The organism is Pantoea sp. E956-1, assembly GCF_982223955.1.
Window position 1 is genome coordinate 72,315 of the sequence record NZ_CEUYZP010000006.1, and the last position, 24,092, is coordinate 96,406.

The following is a 24,092-nucleotide window of genomic DNA, read 5'->3' on the forward strand; positions in this document are numbered from 1 at the left end:
CTCGCTTACAGGGAAGCATACCATGCACCTTACTTTTCTCGGCACCGGCGGCGGTGCTCCCAGCCTGCAACGTAACGTCACGGCTATTGCTTTTACCCGCGCGCTGAGCGGTGAAACCTGGCTGTTCGACTGCGGGGAAGGCACGCAATTGCAGTTTATGCGCTCCAGCCTTAAACCGGGCAAGCTGGATAAGATTTTTATCACCCATCTGCATGGCGATCATATCTTCGGGCTGCCGGGATTACTCACCAGCCGGTCAATGGCCGGGCTGACCACACCGATGACGGTCTATGGCCCGAAGGGATTAAAAACCTTTGTTGAGACGGCGCTGGCGATCAGCGGCTCCTACACCGACTATCCGCTGACCATCGTTGAGATTGAGGCGGGCTGGACGCTGGACGACGGTGAGTTTCGTATCAGCGCCTGGCCGCTGAGCCATCCGGTGGAGTGTTTCGGCTATCGCATTGAACAGCATGACAAACCTGGCCTGCTGGATGCCGCGCGGCTCAAAGCGGAGGGGGTGCCACGCGGCCCGTGGTTTCAGCAGCTGAAGCAGGGTGATTGCGTGACGCTGGAAGATGGGCGGGTAATCAACGGTGCTGACTATCTTGGCCCCGCAACACCCGGCAAAACGCTGGCCATCTTTGGCGATACGGCACCTACTGAGGTCGCGCTGCAACTGGCGGCCAATGTTGACCTGATGGTGCATGAAACCACGCTGGAGGCAGCGATGGTGGAAAAAGCCAACGGGCGCGGGCACTCCACCACGCTGCAGGCCGCCGAAGTGGCAAAACGCGCCGGGGCAAAACGGCTGATCGCCACCCATTTCAGTTCACGCTATCTGGCAAAAGACATGAACCGCCTGCTGGCGGAGTGCCAGACGATTTTTCCCTGCACCGAGCTGGCCTGGGATCTGGCGGTTTTTAACCTCTAATGATGCAGTGCGGGATAAGTGAAAAACAGCAGATGGGTCAGATTAAGGCCAAAGTGCAGGGCAGTCGCCAGCCATAAGCGACCACTCCAGTGCCACGCCAGACCGTAAAGCAGCCCGGCCAGGGTGGCGAAGATCACCAGTAACAGGCCACCGCTCAGATGCACCAGACCAAACAGCAGCGCGCTCACTAACAGCGCCGGGATGCCACCCAGTACCTGCTTTAATCGCTGCTGCAGATAGCCACGAAACAGGGCCTCTTCCGCCAGCGAAACAAAGAACAGATTGGCGAGCATAAACGCGCCCAGCCAGTCCGGCGTATGTCGCTCCAACGCTAATCCGCCCAGGAATAGCGCGCAGTACAGCAGCAGCGGAATGGCGGCGATCAGCGCCAGTGCGGCGGGTAGCCGATAGCGTGGTGGCGTGGCCGGCGCGCGAAACAGCGTCGGCAGGCAGGCCAGCAGTACAAAAGGAATAAGCGCTTTATCGAAGTTAAACCCGAAGCTGAAAGGCACGCTGCGCGGTCCGGCCTGCACATCCTCTGCCTGAAGGGGGTTATTAAAGCCTGGAAAAAGATGGAGGAGTAACCCGATAGCGATCAGCACCAGCAGCGCTTCGGTCACTATTTGTCGTCGATGATGGTCACGGTCGTAAATACGGAGTGCCACCACAGCGGCGGTGCCGGTAAACAGCAGCAGCACCGGCCACCCTAACACGTCCTGATAAAAACCCAGCAGAGTGGCGAGCGCCAGTAATAATAATGCCAGCCGTCGGGCCGGTTGCAGCGCGGCCAGCGCGCCAGCCAGTATGATCCACATGGTAAAGACCTGGTACAACGCCGCAGCACCGGTAGTGAGCGGCGTAGAAGACAAAGAGAGTTATTCGGGTACGATCTGGTTAACCACGAAGTGGCCGGTACCCGCCGGAACCAGTTTCTGGTGCAGCCACGGCAGCAGGGTATTCATCTGCTGGGCCAGCTTCCACGGTGGGTTAATCACGATCATGCCAGAGGCGGTCATGCCGCGCTGATCGCTGTCGGGACGGGCCGCCAGTTCGATCTGCAGAATATTGCGAATGCCGGTCGCTTCCAGGTCGCGCAGCATATGTTTGATCTGCTGGCGTAAAACCACCGGATACCACAACGCAAAGACGCCCGTGCCAAAACGTTTATGGCCTTCCTGAATGCCTTTCACTACCGCCTGGTAGTCGCTTTTCATCTCATACGGCGGATCGATCAGCACCAGCCCGCGACGCGACGGCGGTGGCAGTTTCGATTTTAACTGCTGATAACCGTCGGCACGATCGACGCGGGCGCGGTTATCTTTGCTGAATTCGTTACGCAGCAGCGGATAGTCGCTGGAGTGCAGCTCAGTGAGTTGCAGTTTGTCATCTTCACGCAGCAGATGGCGGGCAATCAGTGGCGAACCCGGGTAGTAGCGCAGCGTGCCGCTACGGTTCAGCGCACGAATCGCATCAAAATAGGGTTGCAGCAATTCCGGCGCATCGGGCTGCTGCCAGATACGTGAGATGCCTTCCAGATATTCACCGGTACGCTCGGCGTGCTCGCCGCTAAGCTGATAGCGACCTGCGCCCGCATGGGTATCCAGGTAGAAAAATGGTTTCTCTTTCTCTTTCAGCGCCGTGATGATCAGGCTCAGAACGGTGTGCTTCAGCACGTCGGCGTGGTTGCCAGCATGGAAGCTATGGCGATAACTCAGCATTGTTTATCCTGTTGAATGTATAAGGTTTTAATTGATGGAAAATCAATTTATACCAATTATTACCTCACGTATTACCCACAGAACGACGCACAGCAACCGACGCAGGAAAGGCATGAGAATCCGCGATTATATCAGGGATGTCCCGCTGATGGGCCAGAAGCGTAATAACAAATCGGGTTTGCAGGGCACGGCACCTGGTTCCTGGCACTCAGGCATGGAAAGTGACCGCAAATCCTCCGCGGCGCGTCAGCCAGGATTACGGACAAGAGATAAAAGCCTGCATTTTCCGTGCTGCTATTCGCGCGTTTCTTCCCCACCTCATCCAGGCTGCCATTGATTTCCGCTACACTAAGCCGCATGTTACTTAGATTGCGTTGCGCGACACGCTGCGCCCCATACATCTATAAAGGACTGCGCTATGACCAATCCGCTACTGACATCTTTTACGCTTCCCCCTTTTTCTGCCATTAAGCCTGAACATGTAGTACCTGCTGTGACGGAGGTGCTGAGCCACTGTCGCGCAGAAGTCGAAAAAGTCGTGGCGCAGGGTGCGCCGTATACCTGGGATAACCTGGTTCAGCCGCTGGCAGAAACCGACGATCGCCTGAGCCGTATTTTCTCACCGGTCAGCCACCTCAATGCGGTAAAAAACAGCCCGGAGCTGCGTGAAGCCTATGAGCAGACGCTGCCGCTGCTCTCTGAATACAGCACCTGGGTTGGTCAGCATGAAGGGCTCTATCAGGCGTATCGCAACCTGAAAGAGGGCGATCAGTACGCTGCACTGGATCTGGCGCAGAAGAAAGCGGTGGATAATGCCCTGCGTGATTTCGAACTTTCCGGTATCGGCCTGCCAAAAGATAAACAGCAGCGCTATGGCGAAATCGCTGCGCGCCTCTCTGAACTGGGCTCGGCTTACAGTAACAACGTACTTGATGCCACCATGGGCTGGAGCAAGCTGATTACCGATGAAAGCGAGCTGGCCGGTATGCCGGAAAGCGCGCTGGCGGCGGCGAAAGCACAGGCTGAAGCCAAAGAGCAGGAAGGCTGGCTGCTGACGCTGGATATCCCAAGCTATCTGCCGGTTATGACCTACTGCGACAACGCGGCGCTGCGTGAAGAAATGTATCGCGCCTATGCGACGCGCGCCTCGGATCAGGGCCCGAACGCCGGTAAGTGGGATAATGGCCCAATCATGGCGGAAGAGCTGGCGTTGCGTCACGAGCTGGCACAGCTGCTGGGCTTCGACTCCTACGCCGATAAATCGCTGGCGACCAAAATGGCCGAAAGCCCGTCCCAGGTGATTGACTTCCTTAATGACCTGGCGGAACGCGCTCGCCCGCAGGGTGAAAAAGAGCTGGAGCAGCTGCGCGCCTTTGCGAAAAAAGAGCATGGCGTTGAGCAGCTTAATCCGTGGGATCTCACCTATTACGGTGAAAAGCAGAAGCAGCATCTCTACACCATCAGCGATGAGCAACTGCGTCCTTACTTCCCGGAAGAGCGTGCGGTCGCCGGTCTGTTTGAAGTGGTGAAACGCATTTACGGCATCAGCGCGAAGCAGCGTACCGACGTTGAGGTTTACCATCCTGACGTGAAGTTCTTCGATCTGTTCGATGAAACCGGCGAACTGCGCGGCAGCTTCTATCTCGATCTTTACGCCCGCGAGCACAAACGTGGCGGTGCCTGGATGGATGACTGCGTCGGCCAGATGCGTAAAGCCGATGGCAGCCTGCAGAAGCCGGTTGCCTACCTGACCTGTAACTTTAACCGTCCGGTGAAAGGCAAACCTGCGCTGTTCACTCATGACGAAGTGATCACCCTGTTCCATGAGTTTGGTCACGGCCTGCACCACATGCTGACCCGCATCGAAGCGCCTGGCGTCTCCGGTATCAGCGGTGTGCCATGGGATGCAGTGGAACTGCCAAGCCAGTTCATGGAGAACTGGTGCTGGGAGCCGGATGCGCTGGCCTTTATCTCGGGCCACTTTGAAACCGGTGAACCGCTGCCGAAAGAGCTGCTGGATAAAATGCTGGCGGCGAAGAACTATCAGGCTGCGCTGTTTATCCTGCGTCAGCTGGAGTTCGGCCTGTTCGATTTCCGCCTGCATACCGAGTTTAATCCGGAGAAAGGCGCGCAAATTCTGGAAACCCTGCGTGAAGTGAAAAGTCGCGTGGCCGTGGTTCCGGGCCCGGAATGGGGCCGTTTCCCGCACGCTTTCAGCCACATCTTTGCGGGTGGCTATGCGGCGGGTTACTACAGCTATCTGTGGGCAGACGTGCTGGCGGCGGATGCTTACTCCCGCTTCGAAGAAGAGGGCATCTTCAACCGTGAAACCGGTCAGTCCTTCCTGGATAACATCCTGACGCGTGGTGGTTCTGAAGAGCCGATGGAGCTGTTCAAACGCTTCCGTGGCCGTGAGCCACAGCTCGATGCGATGCTGGAACATTACGGTATTCAGGGATAAGTTGGTTCGTGAAAATCTGTTTGCTCGATGAATCAGGCGCCGGAGACGGCGCCTTATCACGTTTAGCGCAGCGCTGGCAGCTGGAGCACGATGAAGAGTCACTGCTGGCGCTGGTGCAGACCCCGACGCACCTTGAACTGCGCAAGCGTGATGAGCCAAAGCTGGGCGGCATTTTTGTTGATTTCGTCACTGGCGCGATGGCGCATCGCCGTCGCTTTGGCGGTGGACGCGGCGAAGCCGTCGCCAAAGCGGTCGGCATCAAAGGGGGTTATCTGCCGGATGTGGTCGATGCCACCGCCGGGCTGGGACGTGATGCGTTTGTGCTGGCGGCGCTGGGCTGCCGGGTGCGAATGCTGGAGCGTCATCCTGTTGTCGCTGCGCTGCTGGAAGATGGATTGCAGCGCGGGTATCAGGATGCGGAAATTGGCCCCTGGCTGCGCGATCGCCTGACGCTCATTCATGCGGCCAGCGCGCAGGCGCTGGGGGATATCACGCCGCCGCCAGATGTGGTCTATCTTGACCCGATGTATCCCCATCGCCAGAAAAGTGCGCTGGTAAAAAAAGAGATGCGGGTATTTCAGTCGCTGGTGGGGCCGGATGAAGATGCTGACGCATTACTGGAACCCGCCCGCCGGCTGGCAAAGAAACGTATTGTGGTAAAACGGCCTGACTATGCACCGCCGCTGGCAGGTATTGTGACGCAGGCGGCCGTGGTCACCAAAAGTCATCGCTTTGATATTTATCCCCCGCTTTAAGCATAAAAAAGCCGGCTCTGCGCCGGCTTTATTCGTTTATGCGGCGAAATTACGCCTCGTCTTCATCGCGCAGCGGCACAATCAGCATGTCGATATGCACGGTGTTGATCAGCTGACGGGCTGAGGACATCAGCTTGCTCCAGAAATCCTGATGATGACCACATACCACCAGGTCAACGTCATATTTTCTGATCGCGTCCACCAGAACCTGGCCGAGGTCGCCACTGCCGCTCAGCGTTTCACTGATCGGGTATCCCGCCGCATCTGACAACCCTTTCAGCGCCGCATGGGTCTCTTCAGAGATACGTTTCTGCATATCCCCTAAGTTGACATCAATCAGGCCGGTGTAAAGGTCGGAGTAATTGACATCAACGTGAATCAGGGAAATTCTGGCATCGTACGGACGAGCCAGTGATACGGCCTTATCCACCAGCAACTGACTTTCGGGAGAAAGGTCTACTGCAATCAGGATATGTTTATAAGCCATGATAAAACTCCTTTCACGAGATTAAGGATGGCATCCGGTGTTCCTGCCGCGTCACAGCTTAGCGAAATCCCTTGCGCGAGCGGGCGATGAGCGCCACCAAAGTGTCTACCTGCGTTGCAGGTGATAATGTTGTTATGTCTTCAGTATAGCCTTCTCTCACTGTAAATGCTGCCGTTGCCGCCTGGCTTATGAATAAGATCAAGGCGGTGCCAGATTTACTCGCGCTGAACGAAAATCATCGTTGGAAAAAATGTAAAGATTTCTCCTACACTGAAAAAGGCGGTCCGATTCGCAGCCGCTCAGGGGGTTGAAAAATTTTCGCAGTCCGGTGGTTCAGTGGCTGGTTATTTCTGCAGGCGGACTCAGTGTCTGACGCTGGGCCTGTTGCTGTGGTTCCAGCCTGGAGGGGAGAATATGATCAGCACTATTGCGCTTTTTTGGGCTCTTTGTGTGGTGTGTATCGTGAATATGGCACGCTATTTTTCATCTTTGCGCGCACTGCTGGCGGTATTACGCGGTTGTGATCCGCTGCTGTATCAGTATGTCGATGGGGCGGGGTTTTTCACCTCTCATGGTCAGCCGAGCAAGCAGGTGCGGCTGGTCACTTATATCTGGGCAAAGCGCTATCTTGATCATCACGACGATGAGTTTATCCGGCGCTGCGAGCGGGTGCGGGGGCAGTTTATGCTGACCAGTGCGCTGTGCGGACTGGTAGTGATCAGTCTGGTGGCGCTGGCGATCTGGCATTAAAAAAGGGCGACTTGCGTCGCCCTTTTTTTAGCTGGCATCACACCAGTTTTAAGGCAATCCAGTAGAGCGAACCTGACAGCAGAATACAGACCGGCAGGGTGAAGATCCACGCCATGGCGATGTTCTTGATGGTCCGGCTCTGCAGCCCGCCACCGTCGACCAGCATGGTACCGGCAACCGATGAAGAGAGGATATGCGTGGTGGAGACGGGCATGCCGGTATAGCTGGCGACGCCGATCGACAGCGCTGCTGTCACCTGTGCTGACATTCCCTGCGCATAGGTCATGCCTTTTTTACCAATCTTCTCACCAATGGTGGTGGCAACACGACGCCAGCCAATCATGGTGCCGATGCCCAGCGCCAGTGCGACGGCCACAATAATCCAGATAGGCGCATACTCGATGGTGCCAAGCAGGTCACTTTTCAGTTTATTGAGGAAGCGTTTGTCATCTGGCGAGGTTTCCTGCAGACGGGCCGCTTTATCGGCGGTATCTGAGATACACAGCAGCAGACGACGCATCTGACCGCGCTGATCAACCGTCAGCTGGTCGTAGCTCTGCAGGTTATTCAGCAACACCTGCGCACCCTGTACCGCCTGCAATGCGCGCGCGCTGTCACAGTGGAACTCCTGCGGGCTGGTTGCTGGCACTTCTTCCGGCGTTGGCAGCTTAGGTGGTGCCATCTGGATGATATGGGTCAGCGAGGCGTTATGCTGCTGATAATACTGCTCCAGGTGATTGACCGCATCGCGGGTGCGCGTGATGTCGTAACCGGAGGCATTCATATTCACCACGAAACCGGCAGGTGCCACGCCAATCAGGACCAGCATGATCAGGCCGATCCCTTTCTGACCGTCATTCGCACCGTGCGAATAGCTCACGCCAATTGCCGAAACAATCAGGGCGATACGGGTCCAGAACGGTGGCTTTTTCTTGCCGTCGATCTTCTCGCGGTCAGCAGGCGTCATATGAATACGCGCACGCTTTTTGGTATTGCTCCAGTAGCGACGCAGTATAAAGATTAAGCCGCCCGCCATCACCAGGCCGACTATCGGCGACAGGATCAGAGAAAGGAAGATGTTCAGGACTTTCGGGATGTTGAGCGCATCAACCACCGAGGTTCCGCTCATCAGGGCGTTGGTCAGACCGATACCAATAATGGCGCCGATCAGCGTATGGGAGCTGGAGGCCGGCAGACCGAGATACCACGTGCCGAGATTCCAGATAATCGCCGCCAGCAGCATAGAAAACACCATGGCGAGACCGTGAGCCGATCCAACATTTAACAGCAGATCGGTGGGAAGCATATGAACAATAGCGTAAGCGACACTCAATCCACCGAGCAGCACGCCAAGGAAGTTAAATACACCCGCCATGACCACAGCAAGCTGGGCACGCATGGCACGCGTATAGATGACCGTCGCAACTGCGTTGGCCGTGTCGTGGAAACCGTTGATTGCTTCGTAAAACAATACAAACAGCAGGGCAAGAACCAATAACAGGCTAGTACTGAGGTCTAGACCAGCAAACAGATGTAGCATAAACGTTACGCCATTTTTGGAGGACATGAACGCGGCGCATTATCCGCGACAACGTGCTGTATGGGAAAGGAAAATATAGCGCTAATTCGACCTTTCGTTGCAAGGCGTTAGGCTAACTCAGAGAAAAAGGGTTAGATATTAGACAGTTACAATATGACACATTTGCGGCAATTTTTTGACGCTGGCGTCTCAGTGAGCAGATCACTACAATCTGCGCCTTTCCAGTTAAGTGAGCGAGTCGTAGTGGAACAGTTTGACGTTATCATCATTGGTGCCGGAGCCGCAGGACTGTTCTGCGCCGCCCAGGCCGGGCAGCGGGGACGCCGCGTGTTACTGCTGGATAACGGCAAAAAGCCAGGACGTAAAATTCTGATGTCTGGCGGGGGCCGCTGCAACTTCACCAATCTCTACACCGAACCGGCGGCGTATCTGTCGCACAATCCTCATTTCTGTAAATCGGCGCTGGCGCGTTATACCCAGTGGGATTTTATCGATCTGGTTAACCGCCACGGGATCGCCTGGCATGAGAAGACCCTGGGCCAGCTCTTCTGCGACGACTCCGCCCTGCAGATTGTCGATCTGCTGCTGGCCGAATGTGACAAGGGCAATGTCACCCTGCGGCTGCGCAGTGAAGTGCTCAGCGTGGCGCGCGATGAAAGCGGCTATACCCTGCAACTTAACGGCAGCACGGTTCAGGCGGAGAAGCTGGTCATCGCCAGCGGCGGCCTGTCGATGCCAGGCCTGGGCGCCACGCCGTTTGGCTATAAAATCGCGGAGCAGTTCGGGCTGAGCGTCTTTCCGACGCGGGCGGCGCTGGTGCCCTTTACCCTGCACAAGCCGCTACTGGAGCAGTTACAGACGCTGTCAGGCGTCGCGCTGGAGACCACCATCGATGCGCAGGATGGCACGCGCTTCAAAGAGGCGATGCTGTTTACCCATCGCGGCCTGTCGGGTCCGGCCGTGTTGCAGATTTCCAGCTACTGGCTGCCCGGTGAGTTCGTTACCATCGATCTGTCGCCTGCCACGCCGCTTGAGGCGTTTCTGACGGCGCAGCGTGAAGCACACCCGAATCTCAGCCTGAAAAACAGTCTGGCAAAAATCCTGCCGAAGCGTCTGGTGGAAGTATTGCAGGCACTGAAGGTGGTGCCGGATATCACCCTGAAGCAGCTCAACAGCAAACAGCAAACCGAGCTGTCGCAGACGCTGCACGGCTGGCGCATTCAGCCAAATGGCACAGAGGGATATCGTACTGCTGAAGTGACATTGGGTGGGGTTGATACCACGCAACTCTCCTCGAAAACCATGGAAGCGCGCGCGGTACCGGGGCTTTACTTTATTGGTGAGGTGGCCGATGTCACCGGCTGGCTGGGCGGCTATAACTTCCAGTGGGCGTGGAGTTCCGCCTGGGCCTGCGCCCAGGCGTTATAAACGACTACCAGCGCTGATGCACGTGAGGCGCGATCTTCTCCTGATAGATCTGCTTCAGTGCCGCCATCGTATCGGCAGAGAGTGCATCGACATCGCTGGCGCGGGCATTGGCTTCAGCCTGTTCGCGGTTTTTCGCGCCAGGGATCACCACGCTGACATCTTCGTTCATCAGGATCCAGCGCAGGGCAAACATCGCCATAGTGGTGTCGCCTGTGACAAAGCGGCGAATCTCGTCAACCGCCTCCAGCGCCACCTCATACGGCACGCCAGAAAAGGTCTCGCCTTTATCGAACGCTTCGCCATTACGGTTAAAGGTGCGGTGGTCATCAGCAGCAAACACGCTGTCGGCGCGCATTTTACCGGTCAGCAGGCCCGAAGCCAGCGGTACACGGGCGATGATCGCCACATCACGGCGTTTCGCTTCACGCAGCAGCAGTTCAGCCGGACGCTGGCGGAAAATGTTGTAGATCAGCTGAATTGACGAGACGTTCGGAAACTCCAGCGCCTTCAGACCTTCTTCTACTTTCTCAACGGATACGCCGTAGTGACGGATTTTTCCGGCGGCTACCATCTCATCCATCACTGCAAAGACGTCCGGGTTGTAGTAGACCTCGGTCGGCGGGCAATGCAGCTGCACTAAATCCAGCGTGTCGGTTTGCAGGTTCTCGCGTGAACGATCAATAAAGGCGTTGAGGTTTTCAGCATTGTAACCCTCAGCCACGTGTGGCGAGAGGCGACGCCCCAGCTTGGTGGCGACAAACGGACGTTCACCGCCGCGCTGATTCAGCACCTCTGCGATGATTTTTTCGGAACGGCCATCGCCATAGACATCGGCGGTATCAATAAAGGTAATGCCCGCATCCAGCGCAGCATTCAGCGCGGCTTTGGCATCCTCCATGCTCACTTCCCCCCAGGTTCCGCCAATGGCCCATGCGCCAAAGCCAATTTCGGAGACGCGCTGACCAGTACGGCCCAGTGTTCGTAGTTTCATGCAAACATTCCTCGATGCGTTTCAGACAGGGTGACAGAAAGCGGCTAATCATAGAGCTTAGCCTCTCCTGGCGGAGAGGCGACCAGACGTCGTCGCAGACCTGCCCAGTAAAAATGCGATGCTGCTGCGCCATGCTGCTGGTTATGTTGAAGATTTCAGCGGGAATCGGCATGAGCAAGGTGGTTACCGCTTCGCTAATCAATTGATTTTAAGAAATTTCACCCGAAATTAAACAGGCGCGAGTGTGGATTCGGTCACATACTTCAATTTTCAGGCCAACAAGTGGATCGCTATGTTTAAATTTATTAAGTCGGTCTTTGCCAGTCCCGATAAGTTTCTGCAGATTATGACCCGTCAGGATATCAACGACTCGATCGCTGATGGTGAGCGCATCATTATTGATGAAAACGGCAATATCTCGGTCAACACGCTGAGCGAGGAAGTCCATGAAGATTTTGCCCGCCATGTGAATACGTTAAAGGGAGTTTAAGGTGGGTACCGCAATATTTATGGTGTTGATGGTCAGTGGTTACTGGTACACCAGCCGTGATTTGAACAGCCGCTTTAAAATCCGCCGCTCATCGGGCTGGGATGTCTATTTCCTGGTCGCGCTATACGGCTGTATTTTCGTCCTTCAGGGTGTGTTTGCGACCGGTATAATCTGGTTGCTGCTGCTCTGTATTTCCGGCATCGCCAACGCCGTACAGATGATCCCTGGTGTTCATCTGAAGTGGCAGGTTGAGTTTATGAACTGGAGCTTCCTGGGCATCCAGGCGCCGGTCGTGATCATGCTCGCCTTTGCCATTCTGCTCTGCCTCTATCGCTCAAACTGGGCTGGCAGCGCACGCCTGAACGTCTCTGGTCGTAAAGACCTCTATCAGCGGCTGTCACGCTCCAATGGCGTTGAGCAATTATTATTTCAGTGCATGGAGGAGGGCGAACTGGCGTGGATTACGCTGAAGTCGCGCCGTATCTACATTGGCATGGTTCATGCCTCGACGTTTGAATATGAGAGCACCAAAAACATCGTGCTGATCCCGATGCTGAGCGGATATCGCGACAGCAAGACGCTGAAGCTGGCGGTGGAACATAACTACAGCAAATGGTACGCCGAGCACGACATCACGCTCGACTCGAAACCCAAAGATGCGATGTCGTTCCGTAAAGTGATCATGGTTGACCAGATTGAAAGTCTGTCACTGTTCGATCCGGCCAGCGCCACGGCGCTTTCAATGGGACATCCGCAGGAAGTGGAGAAGAGTCAGGGTAATGAAGATGGCGACAGCCCGGATGATGAAAGCCGGAATACGCCGGGTTAATTGAGCCAGGACTGCATCCTGGCTTCTGGCTATCAACAATATTGCTTCGCTGAATCCCTTAACAGATCAGTGAAGTTGTAGATATCGTTGAGTGATGTAATCGGATGGCGAGTCTCTTTTTTCTCGCCATCAAACATCCCGATATATAGCTGACTGCGATTGAAGTGAAGTCGGCAAATTGGCTTACGATTGTTGTCATCGATTAAAATACCAAGATAACTCTGAGTATCCCGGAAAGTGATGCGCTGAGGTTCAATAACTTTTCGGATTATTGATTTTATGATGTGAAACCCTTCTATCTCCATTTCTGTAGTGACAATCATGCCGCTTTCAGTCTCGCTTTTGTCACTGCTGCTTTTTGTCGAATCCACGTTATTAGGTTGTGGCGAAACCATCGCTCCACCGCTGATCGCGGATTTGAGTCTTTCATTCACCTGATCATTTAGCCACTGAGTGGCAGCTTTTTTAGTCAGTACAGAGAATTGCTCTCTGACTTTCTGCGTGAGTATGCCGTCATATACACGTGAGGCAAAAAGTTTAACGAAGTCCTCATCAGGTTCACTGAACTGACTGGAAATCATCTTCTTTATCTGACTGATAAATTTAAGTTCACCAGCTGCACTGACGATCGAATCAACATCAAAAGCACTTTTGGTAAGCTTAACCAGCTCTGGAACCACATGTTCATCAATATCCAGCAAATCCAGTTCTAAAAATGGCTTTTCATCCATTTTGTTCGGTGCATCCAGATCGGTAAAAAATTTATAGAGCTGGCCATTTGTTAAAATGGAAATTCGCGCGTTAGTCACATGAAAGTAACGGAAGAGTTGCGAGGCGTGTTTAACATTTAACGGTTCGCCAATCTTTTTGCATTCAATCAGGATCTGAATCTCTCCGCCTTTAGAAATGGCGTAATCAATCTTCTCACCTTTTTTGGTGCCGACATCACAAATGAATTCAGGTATGACTTCAGTCGGGTCAAATACATCATATCCGAGTATCTGACTGATGAAGGGCATAACAAACGCGCTTTTAGTGGCTTCTTCTGTCTGAATAATGGCTGCTTGCTGCTGAATCTTAGCGGAAAGACCATTGAGGTTATTGAAAATATCCATAGCTCACCCTGTTTTTAGTTCTTCTTAGCCATAGTTTTTAACTTCATTAGCTGAGGTAATGAAGTTGCCGGGATGTAAAAGGCCATTTTTATATTTTTTTAATACTGATCAATTAGTTAAGTGATTGGAGGCATTTTTAATTTTTCCTTCAATTCAGGATAAAGTAAGAAAAAATTATCAGAAAAAAAGGGGGTTGGCTATTTCGTGATCGTTTAGAAAGGGTTTTTTTCAAAAAAATTCACTTTAAAAGGCTGATTTTGAATTTTAATCAGCCACATCAGGTATTCGCCAGACAACGCTGCCATCACTTATCAGGCGAGCACTCCCCTGAATATGGCCCACCTCACACCATATTTTCCGCCGTAAACAGCCGAAACGCCACTTTGCCTGCCTGATAGACATCCGGTTGATAGCCGGTTTCGAGATGACTCAGCATCAGATCAATCGCTAAACGGGCATGCTGCTGAGCATGCTGATCCAGAGTAAAGGCCACTTCATCGTTCAGCAGTAGCTGGCGGGTGACTTCATAGAGCTCATGGGTGATGTAGGTGCATTTACCCAGCAACTGGTGGGTGCGCAGGGTGTCGCTGACATCGGTATTCCCCATGCCGGTGTTATATACACCTGCAATCGCCTGCGACGGACGCAGATGGCGAGCCAGTTCACTGCGGATGGTTTCCCGCTGATCCTGACCCGACAGCACCTCACGCAGATGACGCTGCGGCGCACGCTGCTCCATGGCCTCACGGAATCCCGCAATACGCTGACGATGGGCGCGGTAATCGAAACGGCCACTGACCATAAGAATGTCGCCGGGCTGGTTCACTGTCTTACTCATCAGCAGTCCGGCTGTACGTCCCGCCTGATACTGGTCGATGCCGACATGACACAAGCGGTCGGCATCGGGCAGATCGGTGACGATAGTGATCACCGGCACATTGCGGCTGCGGCACAGCGCCAGCGCCCGATAGATGTGCGGCGAGTCATGCGCAAAAACAATAATACCGTCGCGGGTACTGCTGCGGGCGATAATGCTTTGCGCCAGCTGCTCAGGCTGCGCCTCGGCCACCAGCGTTTTGTGCAGTTTCAGGCGGCGATAGCCAAGCTGACTGGCAACCTCGCTGAAATGGGTGGTGAGCTGCTGAAAAAAGGATGAGCCGTTATTGCTGAGGAACACTTCGATTTGCCACGGATGCTGGTACTCCTCTGGCAGCAGACGCTTCAGTCCTGCTTCGCGCGCGGCTTTCAGGACTTTACGGCTGGTCTCCAGGGATACGCCGCCGCGCTCATTCAGCACCCGATCGACCGTCGCAATCCCGACGCCTGCCATTTTTGCCACCACCTCTAGGGTGAGCTTTTTCATTCAGACTCCATGCGAAAATGGCAAATTGACTGCTGCCTGTCAGACTCTTTATCTCTTCTAACCGGTTAAAAGTAAAAGATAAAGCGATTTAATGATGGAAAGCCATCAACAGCGCTACGCCGTAGGGTTTTACCTGCAGTGCGGTCGTCCGGCTAAAAAGCACAACTGGCCGCTGCCTGGGCGGATTTGCCGTTAAGCTTGTGACGAGACAATCAACGAGGAATGAATATGGCTCAGCAAAAAGAGGTTCTGATTATTGGTGCTTCACGCGGTATCGGTCTGGCGGTGGCGCAGGCCTTTGCCGGTGAGGGCTGGCAGGTCACGGCCACGCATCGCAGTGGCATCCCGGAGCAGGGTAACCGGCCAGACATTCACTGGCATTCGCTGGATATGACCCACTCATCAGCGGTTCAACAGTTTGCCAGCCAGCTCAGTGGCAAGTCGTTCGATGCGATTCTGATTAACGCCGGGATTTCCGGGCCTGCGCACCAGAAAGTGTCGCAGAGTGACGATCAGGCGCTGGCGCAGCTGTTCCTGACCAATGCGATAGCCCCGGTTCGCAGCGCAGAGATCCTGTTGCCGCTGCTGAAACAGGAAGGCGTGCTGGCGCTGACCTCATCCCAGCTCGGCAGCCTGAATGAAAATCCGGAGGCGCAGATGCCGATTTACTCGGCAAGCAAAGCCGCACTGAATATGCTGAGCCGCACGCTGACTCCGGCAGTGGAAGCGCAGAGCGGGACGCTGCTGACGCTGCATCCCGGCTGGGTGAAAACGGATATGGGCGGCGAGAGTGCGCCCCTGACGGCAGAAGAGAGTGCCGCCGGTATCGTCCAGCAGCTGATCCAGTGGCGCGGGCGCGGTGGTCATCACTACGTCGATTATGCCGGCCAGCAACTGCAGTGGTAGGCTGACGCGGGGCGGTTACGCCCCGATATCACGCAGCGCTTTACCCTTCATCAGATTGCGTTCAATGTGTTCCAGCGTCACATGTTTGGTCTCCGGTACCAGCATCAGCGTCAGCACGATAAACACCAGGTTGAGCGCGCCGTAGAACCAGAAAGTGTTGGCATTACCCAGCTGATCCAGCATGGTCAGGAAGGTGGCGCCAACAATCATATTGCCGACCCAGTTAGTGGTGGTGGAGGCGGTAATGCCGAAATCACGCCCCTTCAGCGGCTGAATCTCTGAACAGAGCAGCCAGATCACCGGTCCGGCCGCCATCGCAAAGCCGACGATAAACATCAGCAGCATCGCGACAGCAAAGTATTTGCGGAAATCTGTTTCAACGCCGATATGCAACAGCGTTCCCAGCACGCCCATGCCAACCGCCATCACCAGAAAACTGGTGGTGAGCATCGGCTTGCGACCCCAGCGATCGACAAAGAAGATCGCAATCAGCGTGGCCAGCATATTAACCAGCCCGACAATCACCGTGCCCCACATCTGCTCACTGGTGCTGGAGAAACCGGCGATGTTGAAGATTTTAGGCGCGTAATACATCACCACATTCATGCCGGTAAACTGCTGCATAACCTGTAGCAGCATTCCCAGCCACACCGCGCGGCGGAAATTGCCATTAGAACGGAACAGCGACCAGCCACGCTGCTTCACCTGCAGGCTTTCGCGGATCTCTTCCAGCTCCTCCCGGGCCTGTTCGCTGCTGTTACGCAGCCGATCCAGCACCCGCTGCGCCTCGTTAAAGCGTCCGTGCGCCGCCAGCCAGCGCGGACTGTTGGGCAGAAACAGCACGCCGATAAACAGGATCACCGCCGGAATGGCGATAACGCCGAGCATCCCGCGCCAGTTACCGCTGTAGCTGAACGCGGTGTCGGAGAGATAGGCCACGACAATGCCGGTGGTCAGCATCAGCTGGTACATCGAAATCATTGAGCCACGAATACGTTCAGGCGCAATCTCCGCCAGATAGAGTGGCGCGGTGTAAGATGCAATTCCCACCGCCAGACCCAGCATCACGCGGGCACAGACCAGCGACTCCACATCCGGTGAGAAGGCTGACCACAGTGAGCCAATGACAAACAGCGTCGCGCCCGCCAGCATACTTTTCTTCCGTCCCAGCTTTGATGACATCCAGCCCGCCGCCAGTGCGCCCAGTGCCGCGCCAAACATCATCGAACTCACCACCCACTCCTGCTGATGATTCGTGATCTGCAACTCCTTCGCCAGAAACGGCAGGGCACCTGCAATGACGCCGATATCCAGACCAAACAGCAGGCCGGACAGCGCAGCCATAAAACAGACGAACCAGGTAAAGCGGTTCTGTTGATTTCCCGATTGTTTTGCCGCGACCATGCGAGTCTCCTTGCGGGGGGTCAGTGTCAATATTGTTAATGTTATGTAAACATAGACGATGCCAGTGTGGGGGCGATCACACTTCCGGCTATCACCAGTGCCACACAGCCTTGCCGCGATAAGAAAGCAACAGAGATCAGCGAGTTGGTTCAGGAGAGGGAGACCCCGGCCAGGGCACGATTACACAAAACAGGGCGCGTCAGGTCAGGTTTTGCAACTGCCCGCCTGCGGCATTACACTGCCGCTTTACTGCTATTGATTGAAGGTGCTTATGTCTGAACCTTTCCAGCGTCAGCCGCTGCCTCTGCCGGGCGGTCATAAAAAAGTCCTGCTGCACTCCTGTTGCGCACCCTGCTCGGGTGAGGTGATGGAAGCGATGCTGGCATCCGGCATTGAATACACGATCTATTTCTACAACCCGAATATTCATCCGCTCAAAGAGTATGAGCTGCGTAAAGAGGAGAATATTCGCTTTGCCGAAAAATTTGGTGTGCCGTTTATTGATGCGGATTATGACCGGGATAACTGGTTTGAACGGGCGCGCGGCCTTGAGTGGTCACCGGAACGGGGTGAACGCTGCACCATGTGCTTTGATATGCGCTTTGAACGCACGGCACTCTATGCCCATGAGAACGGCTTCCCGGTGATGACCAGTTGCCTGGGTATTTCGCGCTGGAAAGATATGAAGCAGATTAACAGCTGCGGAGTTCGCGCAGCGGCGGCGTATCCGGATCTGATGTACTGGGATTTTAACTGGCGTAAAGGCGGTGGATCGTCGCGCATGATTGAAATCAGCAAGCGCGAGAGTTTCTATCAGCAGGAATATTGTGGCTGTGTCTATTCACTGCGCGACACCAATCGTCATCGCGTCACCCAGGGACGTGAGCGTATTCAGATTGGTGTGCAATATTATCAGCCAGATGAATCCTGATTAACCCACCTCGCGGAAAGCGTCTGTCTGTCTGTACCCGTGTGTTGTGAGCGTAACAGGCTGGACTGTTGCGCTACAACTCAGCCGCGCACCTCCGGGCCGCACGTAACTGCACAGCGTACAGGGATCATCAACATCGGCCATCTCCTGCTTCGTCTCGTCGTTCATCAGCCGTTTACGACAGGCGCTTGGCGTGCAACCCATAATCTGCTTAAAAGATCGGGTAAAAGATTGCTGGCTTTCAAAATGGTATTTCAGCGCCAGACTTATGATAGGCGTGCGACTGTTTTTTAAATCATGAACACTGGCGTTAAGTTTTTTCTTACGAATATAGCGCGCCAGCGTTTCATTATGATAACGGGCAAAGAGTTTCTGTAAGTACCACTTAGAGTACCCTGCTTTTTCTGCAATATCGTCAACACTTAAACGTTGATCCAGATTATTGTTAATCCACTCAGTGATAGAGACAATCACGCTTTCGTTATATTTTTCGTTCATAGAAGCCCCCCTGTTTAATTTAAGAGAATTCTAAAATATTTATCTTAATGTGCTTATTCTTTGCGTAAAGTTTTTTCAGGATTTTAATCGTTATCTCTGAGTATATTCATTTGAAGGGGTGTTATTAATAAAAAAGATTAATTTTGAGTAATATGTTGTTAATTGTGGGTGAATGAACAAGTGATTCTGGCGGACAATAATCAAAACGAGGCGTTAGTCCGCAGCCAGCCTCACGGTTTACCTTGCCGGAATCTCTGTAATTACGGCTATAGCACGGCACATCAATAGATTTTTTGCTGCGACATGCCAGGCTTACGGCTCACCTTTAACCTGGAGAACCCCCGGATGAGCCCGACATACGCGCTGAAAAAACCGCTTGCCGCCTTGCTCACCTCGCTGGCTTTATTTGCTCATGCACCTGCCAGTGCCGCTGGTGTGTATGGCGAACAGCTGGAAGGATTTAAATACCCCTATCCGCTGCAGCATTTTGATTTTCAATCCCAGCAGCAACCGCTGAGTATGGGCTATATGGATGTGAAACCGGCGCAGCGGGCCAACGGCGAAACCGTGGTGCTGATGCACGGTAAAAACTTTTGTGGCGCGACCTGGGAAGAGACCATTCGCGCACTCAGTCAGCAGGGATATCGCGTTATCGCGCCCGACCAGATTGGCTTCTGCAGCTCCACTAAGCCAGCCCGTTACCAGTACAGCTTTCAGCAGCTGGCAGATAACACCCATCAGCTGCTCGCCCGGCTGGGTGTGAAGAAGGCGGTGATTATGGGTCACTCCACTGGCGGGATGCTGGCAACACGTTATGCGCTGATGTACCCGGAACAGACCCAGAAGCTGGTGCTGGTTAACCCAATCGGGCTGGAGGACTGGAAAGCCAAAGGCGCACCGTGGCGCTCTGTGGATCAGTGGTATCAGCGTGAACTCAAACTCAGCGCAGAGGGCATTAAGAAGTATGAGCAGCAGACCTACTATGTCGGGCGCTGGAAACCTGAATATGACAAATGGGTTGATATGCTGGCCGGACTCAACAGCGGGCCGGGCCACCAGAAGGTGGCGTGGAACTCCGCCTTAATCTACGACATGATCTTCACTCAGCCCGTATTTTATGAATTCGGCGATCTGAAAGTGCCCACCACGCTGATGATCGGCACCTCCGACACGACTGCCATCGGCAGTGATATCGCCCCGGCCGAGGTGAAAGCCCGGCTGGGTGATTACGCGGTACTGGGCAAAGAGGTCGCAAAACGTATTCCGGGGGCGCGGTTAATCGAATTCCCTGGTATGGGACACGCGCCGCAAATGGAAGAACCGGCAAAATTTAACCAGACGCTGCTCGACGATCTGGCGCGTCCCTGAACCGTCAGGCGCTGCGGCGCCTGACCTTAGATCGCCACGCGTTTCTGCTTTTTACTGAGGTACATCTGCTCATCGCTGTCGTGCAGCAACTGCTCCAGCGATTGCGGATGCGCGGCGTCGAACTCCACGACGCCGGACGAGAATTGCAGCCGGTAACGGCGGTTCAGACTGACTGATTGCTGTTGCAGATAATGGTCAAACTGCAGGAGCAGCGCTTCGCTCTGCTGCTGCTGCAGACCATTAAACAGCACCACAAACTCATCGCCGCCCAGACGGGCAAACAGATCCGAATGCTTGAACACCACTTTCATCGCATCGGCAAAGTCCATCAGCGCGCGGTCGCCTTCGCGGTGGCCCAGCGTGTCATTAATCTGCTTAAATTTGTCGAGGTCGAGAAAAGTCAGGCAGGCGGGCTGGTTTTTCATCCGGCACTCATTCAGTACCATCTGTCCCAGCGTCATAAAGCCGCGGCGATTGGTGATCTGCGTCAGTTCATCACAGGTGGCGGTCTGAAAGGCGACCAGTTCCGCTTCGGCCATGGCGGCCAGGTCACGCATCGTGGCCTGATCTTCTTCATTAAACTGACGCGGTTCACGACCAATAATACAGAGGGTACCCATTTTAGCGCCACCCGGCGCCCGCAGTGGACAGCCCGCATAAAAGCGGATGTGCGGTTCACCGATAACCAGCGGATTATCATGAAAACGTTCATCTTTTGACGCATCTTCAACGATCATGATCTCATCCTGCAGGATGGCATGGCCGCAAAATGAGATGTCACGGGACGATCCTGCCCATTCATAGCCCTGAGCGGATTTAAACCACTGACGGTCAGCTTCCAGCAGGCTGACTAACGCGACAGGAACGTCATACAGGCGGCGCGCCAGGCGGGTTAAACGATCGAAACGTTCTTCCGCTGGGGTGTTCATTATGTTCAGCGCACGCAACTGCGATAAACGTTGTGCCTCATCGGCAGCGATTTCAGGTGCTTTCATCACAGAGCCCTTTATTTTTTAGCTCAAGCCAGGTTCTGGTGTTTGCCTTACGGCGAAGAAGAAGAGCGTGATATAGCCATCACGCTCTTTTATAAGGAGGGGATCAGAGCACTTTTTGTTCGGCGAGATCAAGGGCGAAATAGCTGAAAATGAGGTCTGCACCGGCTCGTTTAATCGCACCGAGGCTTTCCAGCACCACATTACGCTCATCAATAGCACCGGCCTGAGCGGCAAATTTGATCATCGCGTATTCACCACTTACCTGATAAGCCGCCAGCGGTAATTCGGTACGTTCACGGATGTCACGCAGGATATCCAGATAAGCACCTGCCGGTTTCACCATCAGTGAATCCGCGCCCTGCGCCGCGTCGAGCAGCGATTCACGGATCGCTTCACGGCGGTTCATCGGGTTCATCTGGTAGGTTTTACGGTCGCCTTTCAGCGCCGTTCCGGCCGCTTCACGGAACGGGCCGTAAAACGAGGAGGCGAATTTGGTGGAGTAGGACATGATGGCGGTCTGGGTAAAGCCCGCGGCGTCCAGTGCCCGGCGAATGGCCTCGACCTGACCATCCATCGCCGCTGACGGGGCGATGAAATCTGCACCGGCTGCTGCGGCAACGACGGCCTGCTTACCCAGGTTTGCCAGGGTTGCATCGTTATCGACGCCGTGATCACACAACACGCCACAATGGCCGTGGCTGGTGTATTCACAGAAGCAGGTGTCAGACATGACGATCATTTCCGGCACGGTCTCTTTGCAGATACGCGACATACGCGCCACCAGGCCGTTTTCGTTCCAGGCATCGCTGCCAGTGGCGTCGGTATGGTGCGAAATACCAAAGGTCATCACCGAGCGAATACCTGCTTTGGCGATACGCTCAATCTCATACGCGAGACGTTTTTCCGGAATGCGCATCACGCCAGGCATTGCCTGAATCGCTTTGTAGTCGTCGACTTCTTCTTCAACAAAGATGGGTAAAGCCAGGTCGTTCAGGGTCAGGGAAGATTCCTGGAACATTTCACGCATTGAGGCGCTGGCGCGCAATCTTCTTGGGCGCTGGATAAGGGAATAATCAGACATTTTCATTCTTACGCAGGTGAAAAAAGTACCAACAGTTTACTCCCTTTGCCCACGAGGGATGAAGGTTTGTGTGCGGTAAGAGAGGGGGAAAAGAACTCTCCCGCCGGACGGCGGGAGAGCAGAACGATTACTCGTTGATATCCGGATGCTGCTGCACCAGATTTTTACGTTTCGCTTCCAGACGGGAGATCTCTTCGTCGATATCTTCGATTTTGTGCTCGATGTTATCGTGATGCTCCTGCAGGATTTCGCGCGCTTCTTCCATATCAGAAGCCGCCGGCGTCGCGCCTTTCAGGGGCTTATTGGCAGTTTCTTTCATGTACAGACCGGTAATCAGTCCAATCACTGCCACCACCATCAGATAGTAGGCTGGCATGTAGAGGTTATTGGTCGTTTCTACCAGCCAGGCGGCCAGCGTTGGCGTCAGACCGGCAACCAGTACCGAGATGTTAAACGCACTCGCCAGCGCACTATAGCGGATGTGCGTCGGGAACATCGCAGGCAGTGACGAGGCCATCACGCCAGTAAAGGCGTTGAGGATCACCGCCAGCAGCAGCAGACCACCAAAAATCAGTCCCAGCACGCCACTGTTGATCATCATAAAGGCAGGAATCGCGAAGATCATCAGGGCGATACTGCCGATGATGACAAACGGACGACGGCCGAAACGGTCACTCATCATGCCGATCATCGGCTGGACAAACAGCATACCGATCATGATGGCGATAATAATCATCACGCCATGATCTTCGCTGTAGTGCAGGTTATGTGACAGGTAGCTCGGCATGTACGTCAGCAACATGTAGTAGGTGACGTTAGTGGCGATAACCAGACCGACACAGGAGAGCAGGCTGCGCCAGTGTTTGGTCGCAATCTCTTTAAACGACACCTGCGGACCATCCTGCAGGCCTTCACGGTCGCCCTGTTCCAGTTTGTCCACGTGTTGCTGGAATGCCGGGGTCTCTTCCAGTGCATGACGCAGGTAAAGACCGATAATCCCCAGCGGTAGCGCAACGAAGAACGGCAGACGCCAGCCCCACTCAAGGAAACTCTCTTCTCCGATAATGGAGGAGATCAGCACCACCAGGCCCGCACCGAGCACGAAGCCCGCAATCGAACCAAAGTCGAGCCAGCTTCCCATAAAGCCACGTTTACGGTCAGGCGAATATTCGGCCACAAAGATCGAGGCGCCGGTATATTCACCGCCCACCGAGAAGCCCTGAGCCATCTTCGCTAACAGCAGCAGAATAGGTGCCCAGATGCCGATGGAGGCGTAGGAAGGTATCAGGCCGATACAGAAAGTACTGACTGACATGATGATGATGGTAATGGAGAGGATTTTCTGACGACCATATTTGTCGCCCAGCATCCCGAAGAACAGTCCACCCAGTGGACGGATCAGGAAAGGAACAGAGAAGGTGGCGAGTGCCGCAATCATCTGAATGCCCGGCGAAACATCCGGGAAAAACACTTTACCCAGCGCATAGGCCACAAAGCCATAAACACCGAAGTCGAACCACTCCATCGCATTACCCAGAGAGGCCGCGGTGATAGCTTTACGTAAACGGGTATCATCGATGATAGTGACATCATCGATCCCAATTGGTTTTACACGCTTCCTACGCAATTTCATAGAATTACCCTGTATTGAAACACGAAAGTCCTCAACGGCGCGAGCCGGGTGTGAGTCGTTCAGACCGCTGCGTTGAGAAATTTAAGCATAGCCGTAAATAAGCGCTGTTTATGCGCCGGCCGACACAATAATTACTGTTGTGATTATTGCGAAGAGCGACAGAGTATACCGTTTTTGTGTGATATCTGTCATGTTTGGGCTACATCCGGCCTGTTTTTACAACAAATAGCGCTGTTTGCAACCGCAAAAAAATTATCACTTAGCGTGACGACCGCCGTTTTTTTCAGCAAATCAGGGTCTGAGAAGGGAGGATAAAGGCCATGCTGGCACCGGAAGCGGCCATCCGGCAGGCAGATCAGGGCGGAGACCAGGAAGAAAGCTCCTGTGGAACGACTGGGGGTTCAGCTGCAGTCTG

General features: G+C 54.3%; 22 protein-coding genes. 10 read left to right on the plus strand and 12 right to left on the minus strand.

Annotated features, from left to right (window positions below; translation table 11 throughout):
- The first annotated feature begins 22 nt into the window (after positions 1 to 22).
- A complete protein-coding gene (gene rnz / locus AC0T7J_RS15655; protein WP_473795276.1) occupies positions 23 to 934 on the plus strand; it encodes a ribonuclease Z in 912 nt (303 codons plus the stop codon).
- Here the strand turns inward: rnz and AC0T7J_RS15660 are convergent.
- On the minus strand, positions 931 to 1,749 hold the full coding sequence (locus AC0T7J_RS15660) for a lysostaphin resistance A-like protein (RefSeq protein ID WP_473795376.1): 819 nt from the start codon (positions 1,747 to 1,749) through the stop codon (positions 931 to 933). The genes rnz and AC0T7J_RS15660 overlap by 4 nt on opposite strands.
- Positions 1,750 to 1,809: 60 nt before the next feature.
- A complete protein-coding gene (locus AC0T7J_RS15665) occupies positions 1,810 to 2,652 on the minus strand; it encodes a 23S rRNA (adenine(2030)-N(6))-methyltransferase RlmJ (protein ID WP_031593484.1) in 843 nt (280 codons plus the stop codon).
- A gap of 418 nt (positions 2,653 to 3,070) precedes the next feature.
- Here AC0T7J_RS15665 and prlC point away from each other — a divergent pair, with 418 nt between their 5' ends.
- Both prlC and rsmJ read left to right on the plus strand, forming a co-directional pair.
- Positions 3,071 to 5,113 (plus strand): oligopeptidase A, encoded by a 2,043-nt coding sequence (prlC, locus tag AC0T7J_RS15670; protein WP_473795277.1) that lies wholly within the window; start codon positions 3,071 to 3,073, stop codon positions 5,111 to 5,113.
- A gap of 8 nt (positions 5,114 to 5,121) precedes the next feature.
- Positions 5,122 to 5,868, plus strand: a complete 747-nt coding sequence (gene rsmJ, locus AC0T7J_RS15675; protein WP_473795278.1) for a 16S rRNA (guanine(1516)-N(2))-methyltransferase RsmJ — start codon at positions 5,122 to 5,124, stop codon at positions 5,866 to 5,868.
- Positions 5,869 to 5,917: 49 nt separating this feature from the next.
- On the opposite strand, the gene uspA is transcribed toward rsmJ, so the two are convergent.
- Positions 5,918 to 6,355: a universal stress protein UspA gene (uspA, locus tag AC0T7J_RS15680; RefSeq protein WP_010253396.1), complete on the minus strand. Its 438-nt coding sequence runs from the start codon at positions 6,353 to 6,355 to the stop codon at positions 5,918 to 5,920.
- Between the two features lie 414 nt (positions 6,356 to 6,769).
- Between uspA and uspB the strand changes: the two genes are divergently transcribed.
- Positions 6,770 to 7,105, plus strand: coding sequence for a universal stress protein UspB (gene uspB / locus AC0T7J_RS15685; protein WP_010253393.1), 336 nt, complete (start codon positions 6,770 to 6,772; stop codon positions 7,103 to 7,105).
- A gap of 37 nt (positions 7,106 to 7,142) precedes the next feature.
- Here uspB and pitA read toward each other — a convergent pair whose 3' ends face one another.
- Complete coding sequence (gene pitA / locus AC0T7J_RS15690; RefSeq protein WP_010253391.1) at positions 7,143 to 8,645, minus strand: inorganic phosphate transporter PitA; 1,503 nt, start codon at positions 8,643 to 8,645, stop codon at positions 7,143 to 7,145.
- A gap of 243 nt (positions 8,646 to 8,888) precedes the next feature.
- Between pitA and AC0T7J_RS15695 the strand changes: the two genes are divergently transcribed.
- Positions 8,889 to 10,073 (plus strand): BaiN/RdsA family NAD(P)/FAD-dependent oxidoreductase, encoded by a 1,185-nt coding sequence (locus AC0T7J_RS15695; protein ID WP_473795377.1) that lies wholly within the window; start codon positions 8,889 to 8,891, stop codon positions 10,071 to 10,073.
- Between the two features lie 4 nt (positions 10,074 to 10,077).
- On the opposite strand, the gene AC0T7J_RS15700 is transcribed toward AC0T7J_RS15695, so the two are convergent.
- Positions 10,078 to 11,064 carry an aldo/keto reductase gene (locus tag AC0T7J_RS15700; protein ID WP_031593468.1) on the minus strand — a complete coding sequence of 329 codons (987 nt, stop codon included), beginning with the start codon at positions 11,062 to 11,064 and terminating at the stop codon, positions 10,078 to 10,080.
- 292 nt (positions 11,065 to 11,356) lie between these two features.
- On the opposite strand from AC0T7J_RS15700, the gene AC0T7J_RS15705 reads away from it, so the two are divergent.
- Together AC0T7J_RS15705 and AC0T7J_RS15710 are read left to right on the plus strand one after the other, a co-directional pair.
- The gene (locus tag AC0T7J_RS15705; RefSeq protein WP_473795279.1) at positions 11,357 to 11,554 is read left to right on the plus strand and encodes a hypothetical protein; all 198 of its coding nucleotides are present in this window, start codon (positions 11,357 to 11,359) and stop codon (positions 11,552 to 11,554) included.
- 1 nt (position 11,555) lies between these two features.
- Positions 11,556 to 12,383, plus strand: coding sequence for a hypothetical protein (locus tag AC0T7J_RS15710; protein WP_473795280.1), 828 nt, complete (start codon positions 11,556 to 11,558; stop codon positions 12,381 to 12,383).
- 32 nt (positions 12,384 to 12,415) lie between these two features.
- Here the strand turns inward: AC0T7J_RS15710 and AC0T7J_RS15715 are convergent, their stop codons facing one another.
- Together AC0T7J_RS15715 and AC0T7J_RS15720 are read right to left on the minus strand one after the other, a co-directional pair.
- Positions 12,416 to 13,498, minus strand: a complete 1,083-nt coding sequence (locus AC0T7J_RS15715; RefSeq protein WP_473795281.1) for a type I restriction endonuclease — start codon at positions 13,496 to 13,498, stop codon at positions 12,416 to 12,418.
- A 343-nt stretch (positions 13,499 to 13,841) separates the two neighbouring features.
- Positions 13,842 to 14,861, minus strand: a complete 1,020-nt coding sequence (locus tag AC0T7J_RS15720) for a LacI family DNA-binding transcriptional regulator (RefSeq protein ID WP_473795282.1) — start codon at positions 14,859 to 14,861, stop codon at positions 13,842 to 13,844.
- Positions 14,862 to 15,089: 228 nt separating this feature from the next.
- Between AC0T7J_RS15720 and AC0T7J_RS15725 the strand changes: the two genes are divergently transcribed.
- The gene (locus tag AC0T7J_RS15725; protein WP_031593465.1) at positions 15,090 to 15,767 is read left to right on the plus strand and encodes an SDR family oxidoreductase; all 678 of its coding nucleotides are present in this window, start codon (positions 15,090 to 15,092) and stop codon (positions 15,765 to 15,767) included.
- Positions 15,768 to 15,782: 15 nt separating this feature from the next.
- Here the strand turns inward: AC0T7J_RS15725 and AC0T7J_RS15730 are convergent, their stop codons facing one another.
- Positions 15,783 to 17,171 (minus strand): sugar porter family MFS transporter, encoded by a 1,389-nt coding sequence (locus tag AC0T7J_RS15730; protein WP_137230052.1) that lies wholly within the window; start codon positions 17,169 to 17,171, stop codon positions 15,783 to 15,785.
- Between the two features lie 271 nt (positions 17,172 to 17,442).
- On the opposite strand from AC0T7J_RS15730, the gene AC0T7J_RS15735 reads away from it, so the two are divergent.
- Positions 17,443 to 18,102, plus strand: a complete 660-nt coding sequence (locus tag AC0T7J_RS15735; RefSeq protein WP_022623997.1) for an epoxyqueuosine reductase QueH — start codon at positions 17,443 to 17,445, stop codon at positions 18,100 to 18,102.
- Here AC0T7J_RS15735 and AC0T7J_RS15740 read toward each other — a convergent pair whose 3' ends face one another.
- On the minus strand, positions 18,103 to 18,600 hold the full coding sequence (locus AC0T7J_RS15740; RefSeq protein ID WP_473795283.1) for a helix-turn-helix domain-containing protein: 498 nt from the start codon (positions 18,598 to 18,600) through the stop codon (positions 18,103 to 18,105). It lies immediately after the preceding gene.
- A gap of 345 nt (positions 18,601 to 18,945) precedes the next feature.
- Here AC0T7J_RS15740 and AC0T7J_RS15745 point away from each other — a divergent pair, with 345 nt between their 5' ends.
- Positions 18,946 to 19,968 carry an alpha/beta fold hydrolase gene (locus AC0T7J_RS15745; RefSeq protein ID WP_473795284.1) on the plus strand — a complete coding sequence of 341 codons (1,023 nt, stop codon included), beginning with the start codon at positions 18,946 to 18,948 and terminating at the stop codon, positions 19,966 to 19,968.
- Positions 19,969 to 19,994: 26 nt separating this feature from the next.
- On the opposite strand, the gene AC0T7J_RS15750 is transcribed toward AC0T7J_RS15745, so the two are convergent.
- The 3 genes from AC0T7J_RS15750 to proP form a co-directional block, all read right to left on the minus strand.
- Entirely contained in the window at positions 19,995 to 20,963 is a 969-nt protein-coding gene (locus tag AC0T7J_RS15750) for a GGDEF domain-containing protein (RefSeq protein ID WP_473795285.1), read from the minus strand.
- A gap of 103 nt (positions 20,964 to 21,066) precedes the next feature.
- The gene (gene hemB / locus AC0T7J_RS15755) at positions 21,067 to 22,044 is read right to left on the minus strand and encodes a porphobilinogen synthase (RefSeq protein WP_473795286.1); all 978 of its coding nucleotides are present in this window, start codon (positions 22,042 to 22,044) and stop codon (positions 21,067 to 21,069) included.
- Positions 22,045 to 22,171: 127 nt separating this feature from the next.
- Positions 22,172 to 23,677, minus strand: coding sequence for a glycine betaine/L-proline transporter ProP (gene proP / locus AC0T7J_RS15760; RefSeq protein ID WP_473795287.1), 1,506 nt, complete (start codon positions 23,675 to 23,677; stop codon positions 22,172 to 22,174).
- Between the last annotated feature and the right edge of the window lie 415 nt (positions 23,678 to 24,092).